Raw genomic sequence first — 23663 nt, 5'->3', positions numbered from 1 at the left:
CGGTGGGGTCCCCGGCATGCGTGGGGATCGGCGGGAGGTCCGGTGACGAGGCGGTGGACCTGGCGGAGGCCGGGGAACGACCAGGTGAGCGCGGCACGACCAGTGCCGCCGATCGCCCCTCACGCGCGTGCGCACCGATCGGCACGCTGGACGACGTACCGGGCGTGACCCGGCGCAGCTGGAGGACGCGAAGGACACCGAGCCCGGGGGCTCGCCTGGGCAGCCGCTCACCCGCCGCGGAGCCGCCGGTGCCCGGGCGGGACGCCGGTCAGGGCGCGGCCTCCGCGAGCAGGTCGTCGATGGTGGTGACCCGGACCAGCGGCCGGTACAGCTCCATGATCTGCAGGGCCTTGACGTGGGAGTCGTCGTCCACGCCGGCGCAGGCGTCCGCCACGACCAGCACCTCCGCGCCGGCGTCCGCGGCGGCGAGGGCGGTGGAGAGCACGCAGCAGTCGGTGCTGACGCCGGCCAGCACCAGGCGGCCGTCCGGGCCGGTGCGGGCGGCGAGTTCGGGGGTCCATTTGCCGAAGGTGGGGGCATCCATGACGTGCTCCGCGAGGCCGGCGAACTCGTCGGTCAGCGCCCAGAGCTCGGCGTCCGGGGGCCGGCGGGCGAAGGGCCACTGGTCGTAGTAGGCGCGCCAGGCGCCGGCCGGCCGCTCCGGGGCCAGGAAGCGGGTGAAGGTGACGCGGCCCGCGAAGGCCGGCAGCAGGGCGCGTACGCCCGCTGCCGCGTCGGCGTACCGGGGGGTGGCCCAGGGGCTCGCCGGGTCGGCGAAGACGCGCTGCATGTCGATGACGGCGAGATGTCCTTTGCCGCCGCTCGGGGTTCGGGCGTCGGAGTGTCCGGCGCTCATGGGTTCAGCACCCCCTCGTCCAGCGCCGGGCTCGGTTCCCTGGCCTCCTGGGAGCGGACCCGGGCCCGGCCCAGCAGCAGCGTGCCGAGGAAGGCGAGGGCCAGGGCGACGAGGACGCCCAGGTTGGCGTAGGCCCAGGCACCGGTCCTGCCGCCGAGACCGAACGGCTCCAGCAGATAGCCCTGCCAGGTCAGCCAGTCCGCGGCGCTGTTGGTGACCAGGCCCCAGCCGACGGCCGTGGCGGCGAGGGTGAGGACCAGCGGGCGGAGGGGGAGGTCGCCGTAGCGTCCGTGCGGCCGGAACAGGTCGCCGTCGTCGTAGTCGCGGCGGCGCAGGGCCAGGTCGGCGAGCATGACGCCGGCCCAGGCGGCGATGGGCACGCCGAGGGTGGTGAGGAAGCCCATGAACTGGGCGAGGAAGGTGTCGGCGAAGAACACGATGTAGATCGCGCCGGCGATCATGAGTACGCCGTCGAAGAGCGCGGCCGCATAGCGGGGCACCCGCAGGCCGGCCGAGAGCAGGGCCAGGCCGGAGGAGTAGATGTCGAGGACGGCGCCGCCGACCAGGCCGAGGACGGCGACCAGGGCGAACGGCACCAGGAACCAGGTCGGCAGGAGCGTCGCCAGCGCGCCGATCGGGTCGGCCGCGATGGCCTTGCTCAGCTCCGCGGAGGAACCGGCCAGCAGCAGGCCGAAGACCAGCAGGACGAGCGGAGCCAGGGAGGCGCCGAAGGCGGTCCAGCCGATCACGCCCCGGCTGGAGGAGTCGCGGGGCAGGTAGCGGGAGTAGTCGGCGGCGGCGTTGATCCAGCCGAGGCCGAAGCCGGTCATCATGAACACCAGCGCGCCGATGAACTCCTGCGCCGAGCCCGCCGGCACGGCGTCGACCGTGTTCCAGTGGATGTGGTCGGCGACGAGGACGACGTAGACGATCGTGAGCACCCCGGTGATCACGGTGATCCAGGTCTGCAGCCGCATGATCAGGTCGAAGCCCATGACCCCGCCGACGACGGTCAGCGCGGCCACCACCATGAGGGCGACCGCCTTGGTCTCGGTGCCGCCGCCCCAGCCCAGGCTGTCGAAGACGGTCGCGGTGGCCATCGTGGCGAGCGCGGTGAGGACGGTCTCCCAGCCGACGGTGAGCATCCAGGAGATCACGGACGGCAGCCGGTTGCCGCGCACGCCGTAGGCGGCCCGGCTGAGCACCATGGTGGGGGCGGAGCCGCGCTTGCCGGCGACCGCGACGAAGCCGCAGAGCAGGAACGATACGGCGATGCCGAGCACGCCGGAGACGAGGGCCTGCCAGAAGGAGATGCCGAAGCCGAACGCGAAGGCGCCGTAGCTGAGTCCGAGCACGGACACGTTGGCCCCGAACCAGGGCCAGAACAGGGAGCGCGGGGTGCCCCGGCGCTCCGAGTCCGCGATCACGTCGAGCCCGTGCGTCTCCAGCTGAAGGGGACGGCCGGTGGCTGCGCCGTCGAGAGGGTGGGCGGCTCCGTCGCCGAGAGGGCCGGTGGCTCCGCTGTCGAGAGGGTCGTGCGGATGCGTCATCGCCGAGCCACCTGCCCTACCTGTCCAGAACGTGTTCGATCACGCTAGGTCTGCCCTCAGGGGCGCCGGGGCAAGCCCGGTTCGACCGGTCAGCGGTCGAACTCCTCCTGGATCGGGGTCTTCGGCTCCTCCCGCAGATGCTGGGAGAGTCCCGGCTTGCCGCCGCGCCGCGCCTGTTCCCCCCGCCGGGTGCCGTCGGTGCCGAGGTCCGAGCCCGGGTCCACCCGGACCGACCTCGCCACGTCCGCGCGGTTGGTGTACTCCTCGGCGGGCATGCCGCGCAGGGCCGTCACGACCTCCTCGGAGGCTCCCGCCTCCCGTGCGGCCGAGACCAGCCGGTCCTTGTCGGCCGGGTAGGTCACGTCCTTCAGCGCGTCCAGCACCTCGGGGACGCTGGTGTGTGCCGTTCCCATGACACCTCCCTACGCGTCGTCGCTCTCCTCTGTGGTCTCGTCCGCGCTCTCGTCGGCGGGGTCCGCTCCCTCCGCCTGGGACGGAGTCGTGCGGGGCGGCTGCCCGGCCTCGGGAGCGCCCGGTTCCGGTTCGCCCTCTGCCTGGGAAGGGGTGGTCTCGCTCATCGGATGCTCTCGGTCCTCTCACACGCGTGACGCGCTGTTCCGGAGCCCCGGGTACCCGTGCGACGCGGGACCCATCACCCGCGGAATCTCTGAATCCGCTTCCGTCGGATGGGTACCTGACCAGTCCGGCGCAGCATGCGGCGCCGGCCCGATGATCCTGAACCAACTCACCGCCTGGAGGAGCCATGGCGGGTATCACCCCACCTGACCTGCAGAAAGCCCTGTCGGGCGCGGACTACCCGGCCACTTCCGACCAGCTTCGGAAGGTCGCCGAGAACAACCACGCGCCCAAGGAGATCACCGAGCGGATCTCTCACCTCGGGAAGAAGAAGTTCCAGAACCCCGCCGAGGTCAGCAAGGCCGTCTTCCACAACGAGTGACGGCGAGCGGACACGGGTGCGCGGCGGCCGGACGCTTCTGCTCCGGCCGTCGCGCGGTGGTCAGAGGGGGCCGGGACCGTCACCGGGCCGCACGGTCGGCAAGGCCAGGAACACCGGGCCCTGGGTGCCCGTACCGCGGCGCCCTGGTGGAAGGGGCAGACGGCCATGTCCGGCCGTTCGAAGCCGGTCGCGCAGACGGAGCGGGTCAGGGCGGTGCCGAGGGCGGACCGTCCGCGAGCAGCGGCTCGGACAGGTCGTCGGCGCGAGCCGAAGCCGACCGGGCCGAGGGGGTACAAGTGCGCCCGCTTGACCTCGATGTACGACGGGCTCGGTTCGAGCGGCTTGTGACGACCAGGCCGGCGACGACCGCCCCGATCCACGCGATGGCCACGGTGGACTAGCAGCCGAGGACCGTGTTGCGCAGGCCGAAGACGCCACCCTCGGGGTGACGGTGTGTCAGTGGGAACTTTCCGGGCTCCCGGACCGCGATGAACACGAGCGGGGCCACCATCAGCACCGGCCAGACCGGCTGGGTCCACCGCGGTGGTCAGGATGCCACCGAGGACCTCCGTCGTAGTACGACCGCCGGGCGGCGCCGGTGGCGCTCGGTGTCGACGATCTCCGTCACGGCGCTCCCCTCGCCCGGCTGTTTCGCGGGCTTCACGACACGGCGACCTGGCAAGAGGTGACATCCGTCACAGCCGTGTCGGCGACTAAGCGGGGCGCATAGTAGGTGCGGCTCCGCCGACATATGGGATTTGTCCGGCTTGCCATGGGCGCGCGTGACGGTTCGAGCCGTGCCACGCGCGCCGCTCGGCACCTCGTCGCATCGTCCGCCCAGAGCGCGCTTCTGACGGCCCGCCAGCATTGCGCAAACATCGCGGTCGCGAAGTCGGCATCTCCCGGCCCGTCTGACAAGGGCCGCGCGGGCCTACGAGGCGAGGTAGTAGCAGCACCCTTTGCACTCGGCGTGAAGCCGTCTTGAGAATGAGCCCTCCGCGATCACCGAGTGAGGTTGACGTATGGGCCAGCACCGCAAGACCAAGCACTACCGGCGAATAGTCGTCACCGCCGCCGCCGTCGGCGCCGTGGGCGTGCCTTCCGTCGCCCTGGCCTGTTCCGAGTGGCCGTACGGCACGGACGACCCGGCGCAGACCACCGCGACGAGCGCACCCGTGGGGCAGTGGCAGTACGCACCCAAAGATCACGACAGCAACGGCTCCACCACCGGCGCGCCGCTGACCGTCACGCCGGAGACCAGCGCGCCGCCCGCGCCCCGCGCCACGACGCGTCCGACGACCCGGCCCAGCACGCCCTGGCAGGCCAAGAAGCACGGGCCCGCGCACAAGAAGAAGGCCGTGACCCACAAGGTCTGGCGGACCACCGCGCCCGGCGCCCCCGAGGCCACGGCCCCCGCTCCCGCCGCCACGGCACCCTCTTCCGCCGCCCCCGCTCCCACGTCCGCGGCGCCCGCCGCGCCGAGCAGCCCGGCGCCCACCGCCACGGCGTCCGGGGTCACCGGCGAGATCCTGCGCCTCGTGAACGCCGAGCGCTCCAAGGCCGGTTGCCAGCCCCTGACCCTCAACTCGACGCTGACCAAGGCCGCGCAGGCCCACAGCGACGACATGGCGGCCCACCAGAACATGTCGCACACCGGCTCCGACGGCTCTTCCCCCGGCGACCGCATCACGCGGGCCGGCTACACCTGGAGCAGCTACGGCGAGAACGTCGCCTACGGCTACAGCACGGCGGACCAGGTCATGGCGGGCTGGATGTCCAGCCCCGGCCACCGGGCCAACATCCTCAACTGCGGGTTCAAGGAGATCGGCGTCGGTCTCGCGCAGCCCGGCAGCTACTGGACCCAGGACTTCGGAACGGCCCGCTGAGCATCGGCCCGGCCGGGCCCCGCGGGTTCGGGGAGCGTGCGGAACAGCAGCCAGCTCAACGCCGGCATCAGGACCAGCGGGGCCAGGGCGGTCCGCAGGGACGTCGCGTCGGCGACGCGGCCGATCAGCGGGCTCACCAGCCCGCCGATGCCGACCGTCAGACCGAGGGTGATGCCGCTCGCCGTGCCGACCCGTGAGGGCAGGTAGTCCTGGCCGAGCGTGACCTGGAGGGAGAACGGGACGTACAGACCGGCCGAGGTCAGCGCCACGCACAGGTACAGGGCGGGACCGGGGACGAACACGACGCCGGCGACCGCCGCGACCGCGAGCAGGTACGACCACCGGCAGACCGTCACCCGGTCCCAGCGCCCGGCCAGCCGTCCGCCCAGCACGGAACCGGCCGCGCCGCCCAGGTAGAGCACGAACAGGGCGGCCGTACCGGCTGCCGTGCCACCGTCCAGGCGCTGCGCGGCGTACAGGGACAGGAAGCTGCTCAGGCCGGTGAACACGACCGAGCGGCAGACCACGGCCAGCGACAGCCTCAGGAAGGACGCGCGGTCGTCGGGGCCGGCCGCCGCCGTCGTACCGGCGAGATGCCCCCGCCCCGGTGCGCGCAGCACCGCCAGGCTCAGCGCCGCTCCGACGAGCGCCGGCAGCGCCAGCAGCGGGGTCCGGCCCAGTCCGCCGGTGCCCACCACGGCCGCGACCAGCAGCGGGGCCAGGGCGAAGCCCACGTTGCCGCCCAGGGAGAACCAGCCCATGGCGCTGTGGCTGCCGCCGCCCGCCAGCCGGGCGACGCGGGCGGACTCGGGGTGGTAGGCGGCGACACCGGCACCGGACACCCCCACGCACAGCAGCGTCAGCGCGTACGAACCGCCGCGTCCGCTCAGCGCGATGCCCAGGCCGGCCAGGAGGGTACTGGCCGGCAGCAGCCAGGAGACGGACCGGCGGTCGGTGAGCGCGCCGAAGAACGGCTGCGCCACCGAGGACAGCAGGGACGCGGCCAGGACGACGCCCGAGGCGGCGGCGTAGCCGTAGGCGCGCTCGGCGACGAGGTACGGGATCAGGCAGGCCACGGCTCCCTGATAGACGTCGACGCAGGCGTGGCCGACGGACAGCAGGGTGATCGATGCTTTCCTTCGCACCCGGCCATGCTCCGGCGCCGCCGGTCTGTCCCGCTTTCGATAATCTGCCATGTGATGACGGAGATCCGCCACGATCCGGTGGCCCCCACCCGTACCCAGTGGCTGGCGCCCGGCGCGGCCATAGACGCCCACCGGCACGACGACCACCAGATCGTCTACGCGGGCCGGGGCGTGCTGGCCGTCACCACCGGCGCGGGTTCCTGGATCGCGCCGGCCACCCGCGCCCTGTGGGTGCCGGCCGGCACCGTCCACGCCCACCAGGCGCACGGCACGTTGGAACTGCACCTGGTGGGGCTGCCCGCGGCCGAGAACCCGCTCGGCCTGGACGCGCCGACCGTGCTCGCCGTGGGCCCGCTGCTACGCGAACTGATCGTCGCCCACACCCGTGACCCGGAGGACGGCAGTCCCGAACGGGCGCGGCTGCGCGCGGTGCTGCTGGACCAACTGCGCGCCTCGCCCCGGCAGCCGCTGCACCTGCCGACGCCCGCGTCACCCGTGCTGCGCGCGCTGTGCGAGATCCTGCGCGCCGATCCGGCCGACGGCCGCACCCTGGCCGAGCTGGGCCGGGAGGTCGGGGCGAGCGACCGTACGCTGTCCCGGCTGTTCCGCCGCGACCTCGGGATGACGTTCCCGCAGTGGCGCACCCAACTACGGCTGCACCACGCGCTGGTCCTGCTGGCCGAGGACACGCCGGTGACCGCCGTGGCGCACCGGTGCGGCTGGTCCTCGGCCAGTGCGTTCATCGACGTCTTCCGGCGTGCCTTCGGGCACACGCCGGGCAGCGCTCCGCGCCGCTGACCGCGCCTCAGAGCTTGGCGCCGAAGGCCTGGGTCCACCAGGGGCCGCCCGAGCCGTCGTGGACGCCCACGCCGATGTTCTTGAACGCGCAGTTGAGGATGTTGGCGCGGTGGCCGGGGCTGTTCATCCAGGAGTCCATCACCGCCTGCGGGGTCTGCTGACCCTTCGCGATGTTCTCTCCGTACGTGGACCAGCGGTAGCCCGCCGCGGTGATGCGCTCGCCGGGGCCGTCGCCGTCCGGGTTGGTGTGGTCGAAGAAGCCGCGGGCGGCCATGTCGTCGGAGTGGCCCTGGGCGGCCCTGTCCAGTTGCGGGTCCTCGGTGACCGGGCCGCACCCGGCGGCCGCGCGCTCCTTGTTCACCAGCGCCACCACCTGGGCCACCGTGCCGGTGGGCGCCGGCTGGGCCTGCGGGGTGCGGGAGGCGGGCGGAGTCGTGGGCGCGGCCGGCTCGGCCCGGGGAGCGGTCCTCTTCGGCGTGGGGCGGGGACTCCGGGAGGCGCCCGGCTTCTTCTTCGCGCGGGACGGGGACGGGGACGGCGACGCGGAGGCCGAGGGCGACGCGGAGGAGGTCTCGACGGGACTGGGTTCCGCGAGGTCCACGACGGGGGCGCCGGCGCTCTGCGCGGCGGTCGCCTCCCTGGTGTCCGCCGGTCCCGAGTCGGTGCCGAAGTACCAGAGGCCGCCGCCGGCCACACAGGCGGCCACCACGGCACCTCCGACGGCCCGGCGCCGGACCCGCCGCCGTCGTCGCGCCTCGCCGCGCCCGCTCGTACGACGACGAGAGGCCCGAAGTCCGACGGGGTCCATGGGGCCGCCCACCCCGGGTCCGGCGGTGCCGGGGCCGGACCCGGTGGTGCCGTAACCCTCCCCGGTGGCGCCCGCGTTCGTGTCCGGGCCCGGATGGGTCAGGTCGGGGGCGGCTTCCACGCCCAGGGACGCGGTGGTCGCGGTCAGGGTGGCCGTCGCCGACCGTGTCGTCGCGAGGAGCGTCGACGAGACCGCCACCAGCGCCAGTCCGGCCAGCAGCCCCTCCGCCGGCAGCAGGCCGCTCCACAGGCCGCCGCAGCGCGGGCACTCGCGGGCGTGCCGGGCTATTCGCTTGCGCCACAGGGCGGAGGGCAGGCCGTCCCAGGAGGCCAGCACAACGCGCAACTCCTCGCAGGCGGGCCGCGTGTCCAGCGCCCGAACCACCACCCGGGCCGCCTCCAGCCGCGCCTTCATCCGCTGCACCCGTACCGCCGTGTGCTGCGGCGACACCCCGAGGGCGGCGGCGATCTCCGGCCGGGTCAGCTCGCCGGCGCACTCCAGCCACCACAGCGAGAGCACCTCCCGGTCGTCCGGCTCCAGCCAGCGCGTGGCGCGCGCGGTCTCCTGGCGCTGGCCGGAGAGCTGGAGGCGGACGATGGTCAGGTCGACGAAGTCGGCACCGGGGTCGGCGACGTCGCCGGTCTCCTCCACGGCGTCCGGGGCGTGTCGACTCTCCTGCCAGTGCGCCCGGACCCGGTTCATCGCGATGGCCACGAGCCAGGAGCGGAAGCTCTCCGGGGTCCGCAGGTCGCCGAGCGAGCCGAGGGCGCGGAGCATGGTCTCCTGGACCACGTCGTCGACGTCGACCGAACCGTTCAGGGCCCGCCCCACGATGTTGTACACCAGCGGGAGGTAGGCGCCGACCAGGGCGTCCTGAGCCGCCGGGTCCCCCGCTCGGGCGGCGTTCACCAGTGCCGCCGGATCCACCGTGTGCTGTGTCCTCATCAGAGCTTCCCTGTCCTCGACGCCGAACGATGCTGTCCGTTACCTGGGAGACCGCTCGGTGCGGTGCCGATAACAGTTCCTCGGAAAATCGTTCGACGGGAGACTCACAGGAGCGGCCCGGCGGCTGCAAGGGAGGAGATCACACCGCGGCGGTCCCGGCCCGCTTCACATCTCCTGACCGGCAGTCAGTTCGTTCGCCCGGTCCACCTCGGCCATGTGCTCCTCGGCCCAGTTCCGGACGGCGGCGAGGACGGTCTCGAGGGACAGGCCGAGTTCGGTGAGCCGGTAGTGCACGGCGGGCGGCACGGTGGGTTCCACCCTGCGCGCCACCAGGCCGTCGCGCACCAGGTTCCGCAGGGTCACCGACAGCATCTTCTGGGAGACGCCGGGCATCCGGCGCAGCAGCTCGGCGAAGCGCACCTCCCCCGGTGCCGCCTCCGCCAGCACCTTCACCGCCATCGACGTCCACTTGGTGCCGATCCGGTCGAGCAGCCGCCGGGTCGGGCACGCGGGGTCGAACAGGTCGCCGCGCGGGGCGGTCGCGTCCTTGGCCTGGGAGGTCACCTGGAGCTCACCATCTGACGGGAAAGTGCGGTCTGGTGAGGCCCAGAGTAGTTACCTACCGTTTCCTTGTCACCATCGGTTACTCAAGGGATCGTTCATGACCGTCTCCTCCGTCCCCGGCGTGCGGCTGCGCCGGGTCACCGTCAACGGCGTCGGACTCAACGTCGCCACGGCCGGTCAGGGGCCGGCCGTCCTGCTGCTGCACGGCTTTCCGCACACCTGGCGGCTGTGGACCGAGGTCATCGGCCCGCTGGCCCGCCGGTACCGGGTGATCGCGCCGGACCTACGGGGGTTCGGCGACAGCGACCGGCCCACGGGCGGATACGACGCCGGGACGCTCGCCGCCGACGCGGCGGGCCTGCTGGAGGCGCTCGACGCCGGTCCGGCCGCCGTGGTCGGCATCGACCTGGGCACCCCGCCCGCCTTCCTGCTGGCCATGCGGCGGCCCGGACTGGTGCGGCGGCTGGTGCTGATGGAGTCGATGCTGGGCGACCTCCCGGGCGCCGAGGAGTTCCTCGCGGGCGGGCCGCCCTGGTGGTTCGGCTTCCACGCGGAGCCCGGCCTGGCGGAGACCGTGCTCGCGGGCCGCGAGGAGGCGTACATCGGCTGGTTCCTGGACCGCGGCACGCTCGGCCGGGGCGTACGGGCGGACGTCCGCGCCGAGTTCGTCCGCGCGTACACCGGGACCGGGGCGCTGCGCGCCGCGTTCGGCGCGTACCGGGCCCTGCCCACCGGCGCGCGGCAGATCCGCCAGGCCGTGGCCGGGGCCCGCCTCACCGTGCCCGCGCTGACGATCGGCGCCCACCCGGTGGGCCGGGCACTGGAACAGCAACTGCGGCCGCACGCCGACCAGTTGACGGGGCACGTGATTCCGGACTGCGGCCACATCATCCCGCTGGACCGCCCGGACCCGCTGCTGGATCTGCTGGAGCCGTTCCTCGACGCGGAAGGACGGCGGTACGGTCAGCCGGCGGACGCGAGCGCGCTCAGGAAGGGCGCGTCGCCGACACCGCCGTCACCGTGACCTTGTTGTCGCACTCGGCGATCTCCCCATCCGCCAGGGCGACTTGATGCTTTCCCGCGCCGGGCAGGCCGACCACCAGGGTCGGGAACACGGAGGGCGTGGCACCGGAGACGCAGTATCCGTCCGCCTCGCCCTGCACCTGGACGAAGGTCAGTTTCACCCAGGCCTTGCCGCCCGGCGCGAGCCGCACCGGGGCCGCGATCCCCTTGCGGGTCACTTTCAGCGGGAGGGAGCGCTCGGGGGAGCCGTTGCCGGCCACGGCCACCGTCGGGTGGCCCCGCAGCACGCACGCCCGCGCGGAGACGTTGGTGAACTGGACGATGGCCGCTCCGGTGCCCGTGCCCAGGGGGCGGTGCGCGGCCTGGTACGCCGTCGCCTCCAGTGCCCGCGGCGTGCAGGCCGGCGCTCCGGAAGCGGGGGCCGTGGTGGCCGGGGCCGCCTGAGCCGAGGTGGCGCTCGCGGTGTGGGCTGCCGCCGGCGACAGGGCGGCGGCGATCGCGGCCAGGGCCGCCGCGGTGACGCGGGTGCTGTGTCGGTTGCGCATGGGATTCCCCCGGTGGTCGCGGTTCGTGGTCGGGGCGTCCGCCGCGGCGCCGGTGCTCTCCGGCACGGACTCGGCGCCGATGCCCGCCGGCACCGACGGGACGCCGCGACACCGGGTTCCCCGGTGCGTCCGCTGTGACACGCGCGGAGGAGGTGCACGGAAGTCGAGGAGGTACAGGGGAAGCGGAAGAGGTACACGGAAAGCCGAGGAGGTACGCGGAAAGCGGAGGAGACAGGCGGAAGGGCGGGCGCCGCGGATCGGCGCCGGACGTGCGCGGGCAGTGGCGCGGCCGGCTCGGCGGCGGCGTGGCGTGCGGCGGGCCGGCGCGGTGCGCGGCGAGGATGGCGCCCGGTACGAACCGGCTGGGAGGCGGTGTACGGGTATGACGGTGAACCGTGTCGGCCTGGTCGTGCACGGCGGGCGCACCGAGGCGGCGACCGCCGCCAGGGCCGTGCGCGCGTGGTGCGACGAGCACGGGGTGGGATGTGCGGACATCGACGTGTGGCAGGAGGGGGCGCGGCACAGCGCCCGCGAGGAGGTCGACAGCGCGGGCGATCCGGACCTGATCGTCACCCTGGGCGGCGACGGCACGTTCCTGCGCGGTGCGCGGCTGGCCGCCGAGAACGACGCCCTGGTGCTCGGTGTCGACCTCGGCCGGGTCGGCTTCCTCACGGAGGTCCCCGCCCCCGCGGTGCGGGACGCGCTGGACGCCGTACGGGAGGAGCGGATCAACATCGAGAGCCGGATGCTCCTCACCCTGCGGGCGTCGTGCCGGCTGCAGGTGCCCGCGCAGATGGAGGCGCTGCTGCGGTACGGCCGGGGACCGCTGCTGCCCCCGCCGCAGGTGCGCGGCGAGTGCGAGTCGGGCAGCGACTGGGGTGTCGCCCTGAACGTCACCGCGCTGAACGACGTGGTCCTGGAGAAGCTGGCCCGGGACCGGCAGGTGTCGGTCGGGGTCTATCTGGCGGGCCGGCTGCTCGCCTCCTACTCGGCCGACGCCTTGCTGGTGGCCACGCCCACCGGGTCCACGGCGTACAGCTTCGCCGCGGGCGGTCCGGTGGTCTCGCCGCGCGCGGACGCCCTGGTGTTCACGCCGGTCGCGCCGCACATGGTGTTCAACCGTTCGGTGGTGGCCGCACCGGACGAGCCCATCGCGCTGCGGGTGCTGGAGCGGTCGGGCCAGGCCGCGGTCAGCATCGACGGCCAGCTGCGCGGGGTGCTGGGCCCCGGCGACTGGATCGGCGTCTACGCCGCCCCGCGCCGGCTCAAGGCGGTGCGGCTGGGTCCGATGGACTTCTACGGCCGGCTGCGCCAGCGCATGAACCTCACCGACGCGCCGGCCGCGCTGGCCGACGGGGAGGCCGCTCCGCTGTGGCCGGTGACGACGCCACGACCGGCCGATCTGGCCCATCTGGCCCTGCCCCCGGCGCCCAGCGACGCACCCCGGCTGTCCTGAGGTCATGACCCGGACGGATGGCCGTTCGAACCACGGGGTGCTGCGGCGCGGTCCATGTGCCCTGTGGTCGTATATTCCGTACCGTAGGCGTGGGGCGAGCCCCACCGGAATAAGGAGATTTTTGATGTCGACAGTCGAGCTGAACACCAACTTCGGCCGCATCGTGCTGGAACTGAACGACGCCGAGGCGCCCAAGACCGTCGAGAACTTCCTGTCGTACGTGCGCAGCGGCCACTACGACGGCACGATTTTCCACCGGGTAATTAACGGCTTTATGATCCAGGGTGGCGGTTTCACTCCGGACATGGACCAGAAGCCCACCCAGGGGCCGATTCAGAATGAGGCCGACAACGGCCTGAAGAACGACAACTACACCGTGGCGATGGCGCGGACGAACGACCCGCACTCCGCGACGGCCCAGTTCTTCATCAACGTTTCGGACAACGCCTTCCTCAACTATTCGGCGAAGTCCCCGACCGGCTGGGGCTACGCCGTGTTCGGCAAGGTCACCGAGGGCCGGGACGTCGTCGACTCCATCAAGTCGGTCAAGACGGGCAGCCGTCGTGGCCACCAGGACGTCCCCACCGAGTCCGTGGTCATCGAGTCCGCCAAGGTTCTCGGCTGACGCACACCCACCGCAGGGGCGGCACCGGTCCACCGGTGCCGCCCCGCGCTGTTCGGCGGGTCCCGGCCGCGGGCTCAGGCGACCGCTCCGCCGCCGGGACCGAGCCGTCGTAGCGTCGTGGCGATGCGGTCCACCACGGCCTGCTGCTGCGCCACCAGGTAGAAGTGGCCCCCGGGGTACGCGTGCAGCTCGAACGGGCCGTCGGTCTCCTGGTCCCACCGCCGGGCCTCCTCGGGGGTCACCCGGGGGTCGGCGTCGCCGGTCAGCACGACGAAGGGGCACTTCAACCGCGGTCCCGGGGCGGGCCGGTAGGTCTCCACCGCGCGGTAGTCGGCCCGCAGCGCGGGCAGGATCATCTCCAGCAACTCCTTGTCCTGCAACAGGGCGGCGTCGGTGCCCTCCAGCTTGCCGACCTCCTCGATCAGCCGGGCGTCGCCGCCCTGGTGGACGGTCTCGGTCCGGTGCACGGACGGGCCCCGGCGGCCGGAGAGGAAGACCACCGCGGGAGGCCGCCCGGCGGACTCCAGGAGCCGGGCCAGCTCGAAGCCGACCAGGGCGCCCATGCTGTGCCCGAACAGCGCGAGGGGCGTGTCGTCGCGTTCGCCCAGTGCGCGGAACACTCCCTGGGCGAGTTCCTGGACGGACTTTGCCGGGGTCTCCGCGAGGCGGTCCTGGCGGCCGGGGTACTGCGCCGCGAGCACGTCGACCGCGGGCGACAGCGCCTTGGAGACGGGGAAGTAGAAGCTCGCGGAGCCGCCGGCGTGCGGCAGGCAGAGCAGCCTGGGCGCACCCGGTGTCGCCTGGTGGAAGCCGCGCAGCCACAACCGGTGTGCCGCGCCGGACCGGTCGGTCATGTGTCCCCCTCGGTGGAACGGAAGGCAGGTGCCGCCCTCGGCCCCTTCATCCGATCACGAGTGATCGCGGTTGACCCACCACATCCCTCTCCTTAGACTCGAAGTCCAGAGATGGACGACGAGTCTACGGAGGATGACGTGTCCCAGGGCGGCGCGGCCGAGGACGGCTCAGGCGAGGACGACTCGGGCGAGGACCGCGCGGACGAACACCTCATCCGGGAGGCCGAGAAGATCGCTGTCGCGCTGGGCCGCATGTTCCCCGGCCTGTGCGAGGTGGTGCTGCACGACCTGCGCGATCCGGACCACGCGATCCGCGCGATCGAGAACAACCTGTCCGGCCGTCAGGTGGGCGACTCGGCGACCGAGTTGGGCCTGGCCCGCATCGCGGATCCGCAGTACCCCAGCGTCATCCAGAACTATCCCAACCAGTTCCCCGACGGCCGCCCGGCGAAGAGCACCTCCATCGGCATCAAGAACGCCGCCGGCGAGTACGTCGCGGCCCTGTGCCTGAACCTGGACGTGTCCGTCCTGTCCCCGGTCACCCTGGCCCTGTCCAACCTCGTGGCCACGGACACCGAGCACCGCGACCGGCCCCTGGAGACGCTGCGCGACCGCGCCGCGCGCGAGCTGCGCCAGGCGGTGGAAGCCCGGGCCGCCGAGCGCGCCGCCACGCCCCGCTCGCTGAGCCGGGTGGACAAGAAGGCACTCGTACGGCAGCTCCAACGGGACGGCTACTTCGACTCGCGCGACGCCGCGCAGACCATCGCCGACCTGCTCGGCGTGTCCCGGGCCACGGTCTACAACTACGCGAAGTGAGAGGTCACCTGCCCATGACGACCGGGCCCGCCCCTGCGCCGTCCTCCCCCGCCGCCCAGACCCTGGCCGATCCCGACACCCCGTTCGCCGTGGTCGACGTGCACCGGGTGCGGCACAACGCCGCCCGCCTGCGCGCGCGGGCGGACCGCCTCGGGGTCGTCCTCCGCCCCCATGTGAAGACGGCCAAGAGCCTGGACGCCGCCGCCCTCCTGCACGACGGCTCCCCCGGCCCCGTCACCGTCTCCACCCTCGCCGAGGCCGAGGCGTTCGCCGGCGCCGGTTACCGCGACATCACCTACGCCGTCGGCATCGAACCGCACAAACTCCCGCGTGTCATCGCCCTGTCGCGCCGCGGTGTCACCCTGCGCGTCCTGCTGGACAGCGCCGAGCAGGCGACGTTCGTCGCCGCCGCCGCGCGGGAGGCCGGGGTCACCCTTCCCGCCCAGATCGAGATCGACTGCGACGGCCACCGCGGTGGTCTCGAGCCCGACGCCCCCGGGCTCACCAAAATCGCCGGCATCCTGCACGACGCGGGCTGCCTGGACGGCGTACTGACCCACGCGGGTGAGTCGTACTTCTGCCACACCGCCGAGGAACGGCGCGAGGCGGCGCGGAACGAACGTGATGCCGCGGTCGCCGCGGCCGAGCGGCTCCGGGCGGCCGGCCTGCCGGTGCCCACCGTCAGCGTGGGCTCCACCCCCACCGCCCACGCCGCCGACGACCTCACCGGGGTCACCGAAATCCGCGCCGGCAACTACGTGTTCTTCGACCTGGTGATGGCCGGCCTCGGCGTCTGCGGACTGGCCGACCTCGCCCTGTCGGTCGTGGTCACCGTCATCGGCCACCGTCCCGAGTACGGATGGATCGTCACCGACGGCGGCTGGATGGCCATGTCCCGCGACCGCGGCACCGCCGTCCAGCCGCAGGACCAGGGGTACGGCCTGGTCACCGACCTGTCCGGGACGCTGATCCCGGACCTGGTCATGACCGCCGCCAGCCAGGAACACGGCACGCTCACCGCCCGCGACGGCGCCGCCCTGCCCGACCTGCCCATCGGCACCCGCCTGCGCGTCCTGCCCAACCACGCCTGCGCCACCGCGGCCCAGCATCAGGGCTACCAGGTCGTCGACGGCTCCCGCGGCACGGAAGCGCCCGCGCCCGGCATCGAGGCGTACTGGCCTCGCGTCACCGGCTGGTGACCCCGCCCGCCGCCCGTCTCCCCCGCACCACTCCCCCACCCGTCTCCCCGCCCGTCAAGGACACTTCGAGGACGCTCATGGCCGCCACCGCACCGCCCGTCACGTTCGCCGATGTCCGCGAGGCCGCCGCCCGCCTCGAAGGCATCGCCCACCGCACCCCGGTCCTCACCTCCCGCACGCTGGACTCGCTGGTCGGGGCGGAGGTGTTCATCAAGGCGGAGAACTTCCAGCGGATCGGCGCCTTCAAGTTCCGCGGCGCCTACAACGCCGCCGCCCAACTGCCCCCGGACCAGCTGGCCAAGGGCATCGCGGCCTACTCCTCCGGCAACCACGCCCAGGCCGTCGCGCTGGCCGCCCGGGAACTGGGCACCACCGCCGTCATCCTGATGCCCGAGGACGCCCCCCGCTCCAAGCGGGAGGCGACCGCCGGGTACGGGGCGGAGGTCGTCACCTACGACCGCTACACGCAGGACCGCACCGCGCTCGGCCACGCCCTGGCCGAGGACCGCGGCCTCGCCCTGATCCCGCCGTACGACCACCCCCACGTCATCGCCGGCCAGGGCACCGCCGCGCTGGAACTCCTCCAGGAGACCGGTCCGTTGGACGCTCTCCTCGTGCCCGTGGGCGGTGGCGGCCTCATCGCGGGCAGCGCCACCGCCGCCACCGCACTGCACCCGGGCATCCGCGTCATCGGTGTCGAGCCGGAGGCCGGCGACGACACCAAGCGCTCGCTGGAGGCCGGCACACGGGTCACCGTCCCGGTCCCGCACACCATCGCCGACGGACAGGCCCTGGCCACGCCCGGCGAGATCACCTTCCCCCTCAATCAGCGGCTGGTCGACGCCATCGCCCTCGTCAGTGACGCCGAGATCGTCACCGCGATGCGCTTCGCCTTCGAACGCCTGAAGATCGTCCTGGAGCCGAGCGGCGCGACGCCCCTGGCCGCCCTGCTGGCCGGACGCGTCGAGAACCCACCCCGGCGGATCGGCATCATCGCGTCCGGCGGCAACATCGACGTGGACCGCTTCACCACGCTCACGGCACGCCCGGACCGAGGGTGATGCCGGTGTAGTACTCGGTGCCGAGCAGGCGACCGCGGGTCTGCGCCGGAAGCCGGGAGAGCATCGCGGGCAGGGCGCGCTCCCCCTCCGCCTGGCTGCGGTGCGCCAGGATCGCGGCCCACTTCCGGTCGCTCCACGGCCGGACGTCCACGATGTCGGTGACGTGGTCGTCCGGCACGCTCAGCACGGACTTGCCGACACTGTCGAGGAGTTCACCCAGCTCGGCCACGGCCGCGTGGGGATGGGTCGCCAGCCGGACGGCCCGGGGCCGCCAGGGCTCACCCGCCTCGGGGTGCAGTTGCCCGAGCCCGGCGGCGGTCACGGCGAGCATCACCATCCGGTGCGTGTGCCGGTGATCGGGATGCCCGGTCAGCTGCCCGTAGGCGTCGTGGGTGACGACGGTCTCGGGCCGGACCTCCCTGATGTGGGCGACGAGGCGGCCGACTGCCTCGTCGAGCGGCACATCGCACCACCGGGGCCGACCGGGAGCGGAGTCGGGGACCCGGTGGTCGGCGTAGCCGAGCATCCGTGGCGGCTCGCGGACGCCCAGGGCCGCAAGCGAGTCGGCGAGTTCGCCCGCGCGCGGACTGCCGGGCGCCCATGTGGCCGTGACGACGGCTGTGCGGGCGCCCGCGGCGGCGTGCCGGGCGAGCACGCCGCCGGCGAGGAGAGCTTCGTCGTCCGGGTGCGCGAAGACGGCGAGCACGCCGGCTGCCGGGCCGCTCTCCTGCGGTGTCGGCGTCGGCCACGTCGGTCTCCTGCTCACATCTGCCCCCAGTCCCAGGTGTCGAAGTACTCGGCCGCGCCCGTGCGGCGGGCCTTCGTCACGGCGTTCAGGCGGGCGAAGTCCTGGGTCGGCATCAGCGGTCGCCACGCCTCCAGCGGCAGCACGCGGAACTCGTCGTGCTCCTCCGGGTCGAGAGTGATGCCCTGGATCTGTGCGTCGCTGAGGCTGCCCCCGTCGAAGATCAGGCCCATGGTGCTGTACGGCCATTCGTCGCCGGGCAGTCCGTAGACCGCGGCCAGCAGCCGTGGCGGGCCGGAGACCGTGATGCCGGTTTCCTCGTGGCATTCCCGCACCGCCGTCTCCCAGGGCCGCTCGCCGGGTTCCATGGTGCCGCCGGGCATCTGCCACGGGTGCTCGGGGCTGTACAGGGAGTGGAGCTGGACGGGCCGGTCCCGCTCGTCGGTGAAGTGGACGCAGGCGAATCCGGTCGCCTTCATCAATTGTTCGGCGTACTGCTCGGGCGGGAGCCAGACACGGCTCACGGCGTCTCCTTTCCATCGGCACGCAGCCGGGCCAGGGTGCGTCGACCGCGCTCGACCAGCTCGGGGTCGCCGTGCGCGGCGCCGAACCGGATTCCGGACACGGCGTCCAGAGCCGAGGCGATCGTCAGGCGTTCCGCTTCGGCCGGGGTGAGCTGCCTGCCGTACCCGGCGAAGAACGCCTCCCGGAGGTCCGGGCGCCCGGCCCACGCGTCGCCGAGCCGGACCAGGTCGCGTACGGCGGGCCCGGGCTCACTGCGCTCGAAGTCGATCACGGCCAGGGCGTCGTCGTCGGTGCGCAGGAGGTTGCGGAGCTGGAGGTCACCGTGGGTCTCCACCCACTCCGGTGGTGACAGCGTCGCCGCCCTGTCCAGCAGCGCGCGGACGAACTCCTCGTCACCGGGTCGCAGGTGGGGCCGCGCCTCGGCGAGGTGGCGGTCGGCCTTGGCCACGGCCGGGTCGGCTCCGGCGGGTGCGGGGCGCGCCGGCGCGCTGTCGTGGATCAGCCGGGCGAGCGCGCCGACCCGGTGAAAGACCGTGCGTCCCTCCTCGGGCGGGAGGACCGCGCCGTGCAGCGGCCGGCCGGGCAGCGCCGTGACCACCACGGCCCGCAGCCCCGCGTCGGGCGCCACCAGCCGGGGTGCGGCGGCGCCCAGCGACAGGGTCCAGGTGCGATAGGCCCGCACCTCCCGCGCATGGAAGCGGTCGTTCTGATGGACCTTCACGTACCACGTCCCGCCGAGCGCGCCGCGCGCCCGCCAGACGCGGCTGCCCGCGCGCGCCCAGCCGGTGTCGGTCCAGGCGGTGATCCGCCCCACCGCGCGCTCGGCGAACTCCCGCACGGCTGGCTCGGGTTGGCTGGACGCCGGGCACGCGTCGACGTCCGGGACGACGTGCAGCCGGTCGGCGGCGGGATCGTAGGAGATCGCGTCCCGCGGCTGCTGGAAGTGCACCGCGAGACGGGCACCGGCCGCGTACGCGTCGAGGCCTGCCTTGCAGTAGGCGACCATGCCGGCGGGGAGGGCGTCGAGACGGACCCAGGTCATCGCGTCGCACACCTCAGGCTCCGCGATCCGTGGCTCGCCCGTCCACCGGCGGACCTCGAAGAAGAAGCCGGTCCGGGAGCGCCCGCCGGGGCCGCGGTGGTGCACGGTGACGGCGGCCCGGACGTCGGCCGGGTCGATGATGACGCCGGTCTCCTCCCGCGCCTCGCGGACCAGGGCGGTGACGACGTCCTCGTGCGGTCCGTCCAGGTGCCCGGACGGCAGGTGCCAGAGCCCGGCGGCATAGACGGAGCCGGCGCGTCGGGACAGCAGGACCTCGGGGGCGCCGGCGGTCTCCCTGCGCAGGACGAGGTGGACGTCCAGCGGCTCCCGGTGCCGCTCGCGGCCGGAGCCGGTCGCCTGCGGCTCGGCGGCGGTCGTCTCCCTCACCAGCCCAGCTCCGTGTACGGCCGGCCGGCCCGGATCCCGTCGATCGCGGCGCGGGTGTAGGGGACGATCGGTTCCGGCAGTCTCTCCGGCCACCACCACTGCCAGGCCAGGCACTTGTCGGGCTCGCGCACCTCCGGGGTGCCCTGCCAGCGGCGTACGCGGAACACCAGTTGCATGCGCGGCGGTGCGCCGGGGCCGTCGAGGAGGTGCACGGCGTGCGCGTACTGCGCGTCGGACGGGTCGATGACCAGCCCGGCCTCCTCGTGGGCCTCCCGGACGAGGCAGCCGACGGCCGGTTCCCGCTCGCAGTGCCCCGCGAGGAAGTGCCAGGTCCGGCCGGCGTAAGCGGAGTCGGGGTGCCGCAGGCCGAGCAGCACCCTGCCCTCCTCGTCCTCCAGGTAGAGGTGCACGCCGATCACCTGGAGCTCGGTCCGGGACGGCTGGTCGTCGTGTGCGACGGGGCGGGGCGCTTCCCTGCCGGTGCGAAGGTTCCAGGTCACCGCGGTCCCCCTCGGCGGTCGTCCGGTTGCGTCGTCGGGTTCAACGACCGGGCCGCGATATCGAACACACGTGTTTCGGACGGATCGCGAACCGCGGTACAGAGCGGGTCCCGGACCATGCGGGGTGCACGGACCCTTGTCCGGCAAGAGATGCGCCGGGGACGCGGTTGGCCGAAACGCCACTGTCGCGGGGCGGTGGGCCGGCCACCGCATGCACGTCGTGGAGGAGCTGCGGAAGCTGGCGAAGGCCGAACGGCGGCTGTACCTGCGTCTCGGTCATGAGCCGACGGACGACGAGGTCGCCCGGGAGAGCGGATTCGACGAGGGGCGTGTCGCCTGGCTGCGCCGTGTCGGGCGGCAGACCCTCAGTCTGGACACGCCCGTGGACGACACCGGCGAGACCGTGGTCGGCGATCTCATCCCCGCCGCCGACGTGCTGCAGGCTCCGGAGGTCGCCGAGTACCGGGCGCTCGCCGAGGAGCTGAGGGACGTCCTGGGCACGCTGGCACCCCGTGAGGCCATGATCCTCAGTCTGCGGTACGGGCTGCACGACGGGCATCCCCGCACGGTGCAGCAGGTGGCCGACCAGGTGGGGCTCACCCGGGAGCGCGTCCGCCGGCTCGAGAAGGAGTCCCTCGGCCGGCTGCGGGCGCCCGAGGCCGGCGAACGCCTGCTGGAGTGGGCGGGCTGACGGCACGAGCACGTCCCGGGTGCGGGACGGTCGTACCGACACGTGCCGTATGTCCGGTATGCCGTATGCCTGTGCCCGCGTCGGGTACTCCGTGACACATGTCCGGTATCGAACTCAGCAGCACGGCGTTCAGCGACCACAGCAGGATTCCGCGCCGCCACGCCAAGGACGCGGACAACGTCTCCCCGCCGCTCACCTGGTCTGGCGTACCGGACGACGCGGCGGAGCTGGTCCTCCTGTGCGAGGCCCCGGACGCGCCGTCCGGAACCTTCCTGCACTGGCTCGTCACCGGCATCGATCCCCGCACCGGGGGCGTGGCCGCGGGCGAGACGCCACAGGGCGGCCGACCGCATCGCAACGGCTTCGGGGAACCGGGCTGGAGCGGCCCCCGGCCCCCGGTGGGCGACGACGCACACCGGTACTTCTTCCGGCTCTACGCCCTCCCCGCGCCGGTCTCGCTCCCGGACCGGGCGACCGCCCGGGACGCGCACGCCGTGCTCGACGCGCGGCAGGTGGCCGAGGGGACCCTCGTCGGCCTGTACCAGCGCTGACCACAGCCCCGGCGCGGACGCGGGTCCCGCGGCCCGACGGGTTCAGCCCTCCGCGCGGGCCACGAGCAGAGCCACGTCGTCGTCGCCGCCCGGGGGCCGGAGCCTCTCCAGGACCCGGTCGCAGGTCTCTCCGAGATCCTTGTCGGCCGTCGCGGTCAGGGCGTCGACAAGGGTGCCGAGACGGGCGTCGATCGGGTCGCAGCGGGTTTCGACCAGGCCATCGGTGTAGAGAGCGAGTTGATCACCGGGGCGGAAGTCGAACGCGGTGGTCTCGAAGGCCGTACCGCCGACACCCAGCGGCACACCGGTCGGCAGGTCGAGGAGCTGCGCCTGCCGGCCCGCCCGGACGAGGGCCGGGGGCAGATGACCGGCGAGGCTGATGCGGCACTGGCCCTGCTCGGGGTCGTACCGGCAGTAGGCGCAGGTGGCGATGGTGTGCTCGACGTCCTCGGTGAGGCGGTCGAGCTGCCGGAGCACCTCGGCCGGGTCGAGGTCGAGCCCGGCGAACGCGCGGGTGGCGCTGCGCAGTTGCCCCATGCTGGCGGCGGCGTTGATGCCGCTGCCCATCACGTCCCCGACGACCAGGGCGGTCCGGTCCCCCTGGAGGTGCATGGCGTCGAACCAGTCACCGCCGATCTCGCTGACGGCTCCGGCCGGCAGATAGCGGCAGGCGATCGTCAGGCCGGGCAGGCGGGACGGCAGCTGCGGGAGCAGGCGGCGCTGGAGGGTGAGGGCGGTGTTGCGCGCGCTCTGGTACCAGCGCGCGTTGTCGATGCAGGTCGCGGCGCGGCCGGCCAGCTCGCAGGCGAGCAGCGTGTCGTCGTCGTCGAAGGGCGCGGGGGTCCCGACGCGTGCGAGGCTCAGGGCTCCCAGGACCTCTCCGCGGGCCAGGAGCGGCACGGCCAGGTAGGAGTGCACCCCGGTCGTCTCCAGCAGGGAGGCCGCCTCGTCGGTGCGGGCGATGTGCCGCAGGTCCTGGCGGGTGGTCTCGGCCACCAGTACGGGCCGGCGGGTGCGCACGCACCGGGTGAGCAAGCGGTCGCTGTCGTAGGTGGCCACCCTGCCGGGCGGTTCGGCCGCGTGCGCGGCTTCGGCGGCGTGCGCCGCGGCGGTGGCCACGGCCCGGAAGCGGGCGGGACCCGTGACGGAGGGGGCGCGTCCGCGCAGGACGCTGTCGAGAACGTGGACGGAGGCGACGTCGGCCAGGTCCGGTACGACGACCCCGGCCAGCTCGCGCGCCGTCTGCTCGACGTCGAGGGTCGTACCGATGGAGGCGGAGGCGCTCGCGATCAGAGCCAGCCGGTTGCGGGCCCGGGTCGCGGCGATGGTCGCCTGGTGCCGCTCGGTGACGTCGATGACGGACGTGGCCACGCCGAGCACCCGGCCCGCGGCGTCCTCCAGCCGGTGGTACGACACCAGCCAGGCGTGCTCGCGGTGCGGATCGGTGGTGGGGCGGCCCACGACGTACCGGTCGGTCACCGGCTCCCCGGTCTCCAGGACCTTCCGCAGCCGGCCCTCGATGGCCTCGGCGTCCAGGAAGGTCAGGATGTCGCCGACCCGTCGGCCGAGGTGTTCCGCGGCGGGCCGGCCGTGGATGCGTTCGAGTGCGGGGTTCACGGTCAGGTACCGCAGGTCGGTGTCCAGGATGGCCAGGCCGATCGGGGACTGGGTGACCAGGCGTGCCGAGAGGGCGACGCCCCGCTCCACCCGGGCCACGGTCGCCTGGTCCACGGCCAGGCCCAGGGCGTAGGTGTCGCCGAGGTCGTCGAGCAGGCGCATGTTGCGGAACTCCACCAGGCGCGTACTGCCGTCCTTGTGCCGGACCGGGAAGGCCCCGGCCCAGTCGGTGCCGGACTCCATGACCTCGGCGAACAGCGTGATCACCTCGTCCCAGTGCTCCTCGTGGACCAGCAGCCGCGCCGCGAACCGGCCCAGCGCCTCGTCCGCGGTGTAACCGAACAGCTCCTCCGCCTGGGGGCTCCAGAAGACCACGCGCCCGTTCGTGTCCAGCACCACCGCGGCGACGCTCAGCAGATCGAGCAGGCCGGTGGGCGACGCGCCGACACCGGCGAGGGGCCGGCCCCGGTCGGGCCGGGAGACGTCCGTTCCACCCATACGCCGTTTCTCCTCTGC

General features: G+C 73.5%; 24 protein-coding genes and 1 pseudogene. 11 read left to right on the top strand and 14 right to left on the bottom strand.

Features of this window, described 5'->3' with window-relative positions; all coding sequences use genetic code 11:
* Window positions 1-268: 268 nt before the first annotated feature.
* The 4 genes from OO52_RS13470 to OO52_RS51475 all read right to left on the bottom strand — a co-directional run bounded on the left by OO52_RS13470 (window position 269) and on the right by OO52_RS51475 (window position 2984).
* Window positions 269-856, bottom strand: a complete 588-nt coding sequence (locus tag OO52_RS13470) for a cysteine hydrolase family protein (RefSeq protein ID WP_037629019.1) — start codon at window positions 854-856, stop codon at window positions 269-271.
* Window positions 853-2406, bottom strand: a complete 1554-nt coding sequence (locus OO52_RS13465) for a purine-cytosine permease family protein (RefSeq protein WP_030644108.1) — start codon at window positions 2404-2406, stop codon at window positions 853-855. The genes OO52_RS13470 and OO52_RS13465 overlap by 4 nt, the downstream gene beginning before the upstream one ends.
* An 89-nt stretch (window positions 2407-2495) precedes the next feature.
* Window positions 2496-2819, bottom strand: a complete 324-nt coding sequence (locus OO52_RS13460; RefSeq protein WP_030644106.1) for a DUF2795 domain-containing protein — start codon at window positions 2817-2819, stop codon at window positions 2496-2498.
* 9 nt (window positions 2820-2828) lie between these two features.
* A complete protein-coding gene (locus tag OO52_RS51475; RefSeq protein WP_167347913.1) occupies window positions 2829-2984 on the bottom strand; it encodes a hypothetical protein in 156 nt (51 codons plus the stop codon).
* A gap of 185 nt (window positions 2985-3169) precedes the next feature.
* On the opposite strand from OO52_RS51475, the gene OO52_RS13455 reads away from it, so the two are divergent.
* Together OO52_RS13455 and OO52_RS13450 are read left to right on the top strand one after the other, a co-directional pair.
* On the top strand, window positions 3170-3364 hold the full coding sequence (locus tag OO52_RS13455; RefSeq protein ID WP_030644103.1) for a DUF2795 domain-containing protein: 195 nt from the start codon (window positions 3170-3172) through the stop codon (window positions 3362-3364).
* A 1022-nt stretch (window positions 3365-4386) separates the two neighbouring features.
* Complete coding sequence (locus OO52_RS13450) at window positions 4387-5250, top strand: CAP domain-containing protein (protein WP_030644101.1); 864 nt, start codon at window positions 4387-4389, stop codon at window positions 5248-5250.
* Here the strand turns inward: OO52_RS13450 and OO52_RS13445 are convergent.
* Window positions 5217-6395 carry an MFS transporter gene (locus OO52_RS13445; RefSeq protein WP_030644099.1) on the bottom strand — a complete coding sequence of 393 codons (1179 nt, stop codon included), beginning with the start codon at window positions 6393-6395 and terminating at the stop codon, window positions 5217-5219. The genes OO52_RS13450 and OO52_RS13445 overlap by 34 nt on opposite strands.
* A gap of 54 nt (window positions 6396-6449) precedes the next feature.
* Between OO52_RS13445 and OO52_RS13440 the strand changes: the two genes are divergently transcribed.
* Window positions 6450-7193 carry an AraC family transcriptional regulator gene (locus OO52_RS13440; RefSeq protein WP_030644097.1) on the top strand — a complete coding sequence of 248 codons (744 nt, stop codon included), beginning with the start codon at window positions 6450-6452 and terminating at the stop codon, window positions 7191-7193.
* Window positions 7194-7200: 7 nt separating this feature from the next.
* On the opposite strand, the gene OO52_RS13435 is transcribed toward OO52_RS13440, so the two are convergent.
* Together OO52_RS13435 and OO52_RS13430 are read right to left on the bottom strand one after the other, a co-directional pair.
* Entirely contained in the window at window positions 7201-8946 is a 1746-nt protein-coding gene (locus tag OO52_RS13435; RefSeq protein WP_030644095.1) for a sigma-70 family RNA polymerase sigma factor, read from the bottom strand.
* Window positions 8947-9111: 165 nt separating this feature from the next.
* Complete coding sequence (locus tag OO52_RS13430; protein WP_030644093.1) at window positions 9112-9510, bottom strand: winged helix-turn-helix transcriptional regulator; 399 nt, start codon at window positions 9508-9510, stop codon at window positions 9112-9114.
* Window positions 9511-9607: 97 nt separating this feature from the next.
* Between OO52_RS13430 and OO52_RS13425 the strand changes: the two genes are divergently transcribed.
* The gene (locus OO52_RS13425; RefSeq protein ID WP_030644091.1) at window positions 9608-10534 is read left to right on the top strand and encodes an alpha/beta fold hydrolase; all 927 of its coding nucleotides are present in this window, start codon (window positions 9608-9610) and stop codon (window positions 10532-10534) included.
* Here the strand turns inward: OO52_RS13425 and OO52_RS13420 are convergent.
* Window positions 10497-11078: a DUF4232 domain-containing protein gene (locus OO52_RS13420; RefSeq protein ID WP_030644089.1), complete on the bottom strand. Its 582-nt coding sequence runs from the start codon at window positions 11076-11078 to the stop codon at window positions 10497-10499. The genes OO52_RS13425 and OO52_RS13420 overlap by 38 nt on opposite strands.
* A 382-nt stretch (window positions 11079-11460) precedes the next feature.
* Between OO52_RS13420 and OO52_RS13415 the strand changes: the two genes are divergently transcribed.
* Window positions 11461-12534: an NAD(+)/NADH kinase gene (locus OO52_RS13415; RefSeq protein WP_030644087.1), complete on the top strand. Its 1074-nt coding sequence runs from the start codon at window positions 11461-11463 to the stop codon at window positions 12532-12534.
* 124 nt (window positions 12535-12658) lie between these two features.
* Window positions 12659-13159 carry a peptidylprolyl isomerase gene (locus OO52_RS13410; RefSeq protein ID WP_030644085.1) on the top strand — a complete coding sequence of 167 codons (501 nt, stop codon included), beginning with the start codon at window positions 12659-12661 and terminating at the stop codon, window positions 13157-13159.
* A gap of 74 nt (window positions 13160-13233) precedes the next feature.
* Here OO52_RS13410 and OO52_RS13405 read toward each other — a convergent pair whose 3' ends face one another.
* On the bottom strand, window positions 13234-14013 hold the full coding sequence (locus OO52_RS13405; protein ID WP_030644083.1) for a thioesterase II family protein: 780 nt from the start codon (window positions 14011-14013) through the stop codon (window positions 13234-13236).
* Between the two features lie 111 nt (window positions 14014-14124).
* On the opposite strand from OO52_RS13405, the gene OO52_RS13400 reads away from it, so the two are divergent.
* The 3 genes from OO52_RS13400 to OO52_RS13390 all read left to right on the top strand — a co-directional run bounded on the left by OO52_RS13400 (window position 14125) and on the right by OO52_RS13390 (window position 17089).
* On the top strand, window positions 14125-14829 hold the full coding sequence (locus OO52_RS13400; RefSeq protein ID WP_420711434.1) for a helix-turn-helix transcriptional regulator: 705 nt from the start codon (window positions 14125-14127) through the stop codon (window positions 14827-14829).
* Between the two features lie 14 nt (window positions 14830-14843).
* The gene (locus OO52_RS13395; protein WP_030644079.1) at window positions 14844-16028 is read left to right on the top strand and encodes an alanine racemase; all 1185 of its coding nucleotides are present in this window, start codon (window positions 14844-14846) and stop codon (window positions 16026-16028) included.
* Window positions 16029-16105: 77 nt separating this feature from the next.
* A complete protein-coding gene (locus tag OO52_RS13390) occupies window positions 16106-17089 on the top strand; it encodes a threo-3-hydroxy-L-aspartate ammonia-lyase (protein WP_030938475.1) in 984 nt (327 codons plus the stop codon).
* Here OO52_RS13390 and OO52_RS13385 read toward each other — a convergent pair.
* From OO52_RS13385 to OO52_RS52010, 4 genes are read right to left on the bottom strand one after another with little or no spacing between them, the layout of a single operon-like run.
* Complete coding sequence (locus OO52_RS13385; protein WP_051818399.1) at window positions 17064-17855, bottom strand: PIG-L deacetylase family protein; 792 nt, start codon at window positions 17853-17855, stop codon at window positions 17064-17066. The two genes, OO52_RS13390 and OO52_RS13385, sit on opposite strands and share 26 nt — an antisense overlap.
* Complete coding sequence (locus OO52_RS13380; RefSeq protein WP_030644074.1) at window positions 17852-18358, bottom strand: NUDIX domain-containing protein; 507 nt, start codon at window positions 18356-18358, stop codon at window positions 17852-17854. The genes OO52_RS13385 and OO52_RS13380 overlap by 4 nt, the downstream gene beginning before the upstream one ends.
* Complete coding sequence (locus OO52_RS13375) at window positions 18355-19788, bottom strand: phosphotransferase (protein WP_078877082.1); 1434 nt, start codon at window positions 19786-19788, stop codon at window positions 18355-18357. Before OO52_RS13375 ends, OO52_RS13380 begins: the two co-directional genes overlap by 4 nt.
* Complete coding sequence (locus OO52_RS52010) at window positions 19785-20288, bottom strand: NUDIX hydrolase (RefSeq protein ID WP_234337786.1); 504 nt, start codon at window positions 20286-20288, stop codon at window positions 19785-19787. Before OO52_RS52010 ends, OO52_RS13375 begins: the two co-directional genes overlap by 4 nt.
* Before the next feature lie 211 nt (window positions 20289-20499).
* Here OO52_RS52010 and OO52_RS13365 point away from each other — a divergent pair.
* Both OO52_RS13365 and OO52_RS13360 read left to right on the top strand, forming a co-directional pair.
* Window positions 20500-20979: pseudogene (locus tag OO52_RS13365) on the top strand (sigma-70 domain-containing protein); the annotation flags it as partial.
* 98 nt (window positions 20980-21077) lie between these two features.
* Window positions 21078-21530, top strand: coding sequence for a YbhB/YbcL family Raf kinase inhibitor-like protein (locus OO52_RS13360; protein WP_030644065.1), 453 nt, complete (start codon window positions 21078-21080; stop codon window positions 21528-21530).
* 42 nt (window positions 21531-21572) lie between these two features.
* Here OO52_RS13360 and OO52_RS13355 read toward each other — a convergent pair whose 3' ends face one another.
* Complete coding sequence (locus OO52_RS13355; protein ID WP_030644063.1) at window positions 21573-23645, bottom strand: SpoIIE family protein phosphatase; 2073 nt, start codon at window positions 23643-23645, stop codon at window positions 21573-21575.
* Window positions 23646-23663: the final 18 nt, after the last annotated feature.

Source organism: Streptomyces flaveolus (assembly GCF_000716535.1).
GTDB classification, from domain to species: Bacteria; Actinomycetota; Actinomycetes; order Streptomycetales; family Streptomycetaceae; genus Streptomyces; species Streptomyces flaveolus_A.
This window is presented reverse-complemented; position numbering and strand designations above follow the sequence as displayed.

What these genes read in the sequence shown, in the direction of transcription:
- OO52_RS13415 (WP_030644087.1), top strand. Translation starts at nt 11,461, where the DNA reads ATGACGGTGAACCGTGTCGGCCTGGTCGTGCACGGCGGGCGCACCGAG.
- OO52_RS13460 (WP_030644106.1), bottom strand. Translation starts at nt 2,819, where the DNA reads ATGGGAACGGCACACACCAGCGTCCCCGAGGTGCTGGACGCGCTGAAG.
- OO52_RS13395 (WP_030644079.1), top strand. Translation starts at nt 14,844, where the DNA reads ATGACGACCGGGCCCGCCCCTGCGCCGTCCTCCCCCGCCGCCCAGACC.
- OO52_RS13465 (WP_030644108.1), bottom strand. Translation starts at nt 2,406, where the DNA reads ATGACGCATCCGCACGACCCTCTCGACAGCGGAGCCACCGGCCCTCTC.
- OO52_RS13470 (WP_037629019.1), bottom strand. Translation starts at nt 856, where the DNA reads ATGAGCGCCGGACACTCCGACGCCCGAACCCCGAGCGGCGGCAAAGGA.
- OO52_RS13420 (WP_030644089.1), bottom strand. Translation starts at nt 11,078, where the DNA reads ATGCGCAACCGACACAGCACCCGCGTCACCGCGGCGGCCCTGGCCGCG.
- OO52_RS13355 (WP_030644063.1), bottom strand. Translation starts at nt 23,645, where the DNA reads ATGGGTGGAACGGACGTCTCCCGGCCCGACCGGGGCCGGCCCCTCGCC.
- OO52_RS13390 (WP_030938475.1), top strand. Translation starts at nt 16,106, where the DNA reads ATGGCCGCCACCGCACCGCCCGTCACGTTCGCCGATGTCCGCGAGGCC.
- OO52_RS13455 (WP_030644103.1), top strand. Translation starts at nt 3,170, where the DNA reads ATGGCGGGTATCACCCCACCTGACCTGCAGAAAGCCCTGTCGGGCGCG.
- OO52_RS13450 (WP_030644101.1), top strand. Translation starts at nt 4,387, where the DNA reads ATGGGCCAGCACCGCAAGACCAAGCACTACCGGCGAATAGTCGTCACC.
- OO52_RS13400 (WP_420711434.1), top strand. Translation starts at nt 14,125, where the DNA reads ATGGACGACGAGTCTACGGAGGATGACGTGTCCCAGGGCGGCGCGGCC.
- OO52_RS13440 (WP_030644097.1), top strand. Translation starts at nt 6,450, where the DNA reads ATGACGGAGATCCGCCACGATCCGGTGGCCCCCACCCGTACCCAGTGG.
- OO52_RS51475 (WP_167347913.1), bottom strand. Translation starts at nt 2,984, where the DNA reads ATGAGCGAGACCACCCCTTCCCAGGCAGAGGGCGAACCGGAACCGGGC.
- OO52_RS13360 (WP_030644065.1), top strand. Translation starts at nt 21,078, where the DNA reads ATGTCCGGTATCGAACTCAGCAGCACGGCGTTCAGCGACCACAGCAGG.
- OO52_RS13435 (WP_030644095.1), bottom strand. Translation starts at nt 8,946, where the DNA reads ATGAGGACACAGCACACGGTGGATCCGGCGGCACTGGTGAACGCCGCC.
- OO52_RS13410 (WP_030644085.1), top strand. Translation starts at nt 12,659, where the DNA reads ATGTCGACAGTCGAGCTGAACACCAACTTCGGCCGCATCGTGCTGGAA.
- OO52_RS13425 (WP_030644091.1), top strand. Translation starts at nt 9,608, where the DNA reads ATGACCGTCTCCTCCGTCCCCGGCGTGCGGCTGCGCCGGGTCACCGTC.
- OO52_RS13405 (WP_030644083.1), bottom strand. Translation starts at nt 14,013, where the DNA reads ATGACCGACCGGTCCGGCGCGGCACACCGGTTGTGGCTGCGCGGCTTC.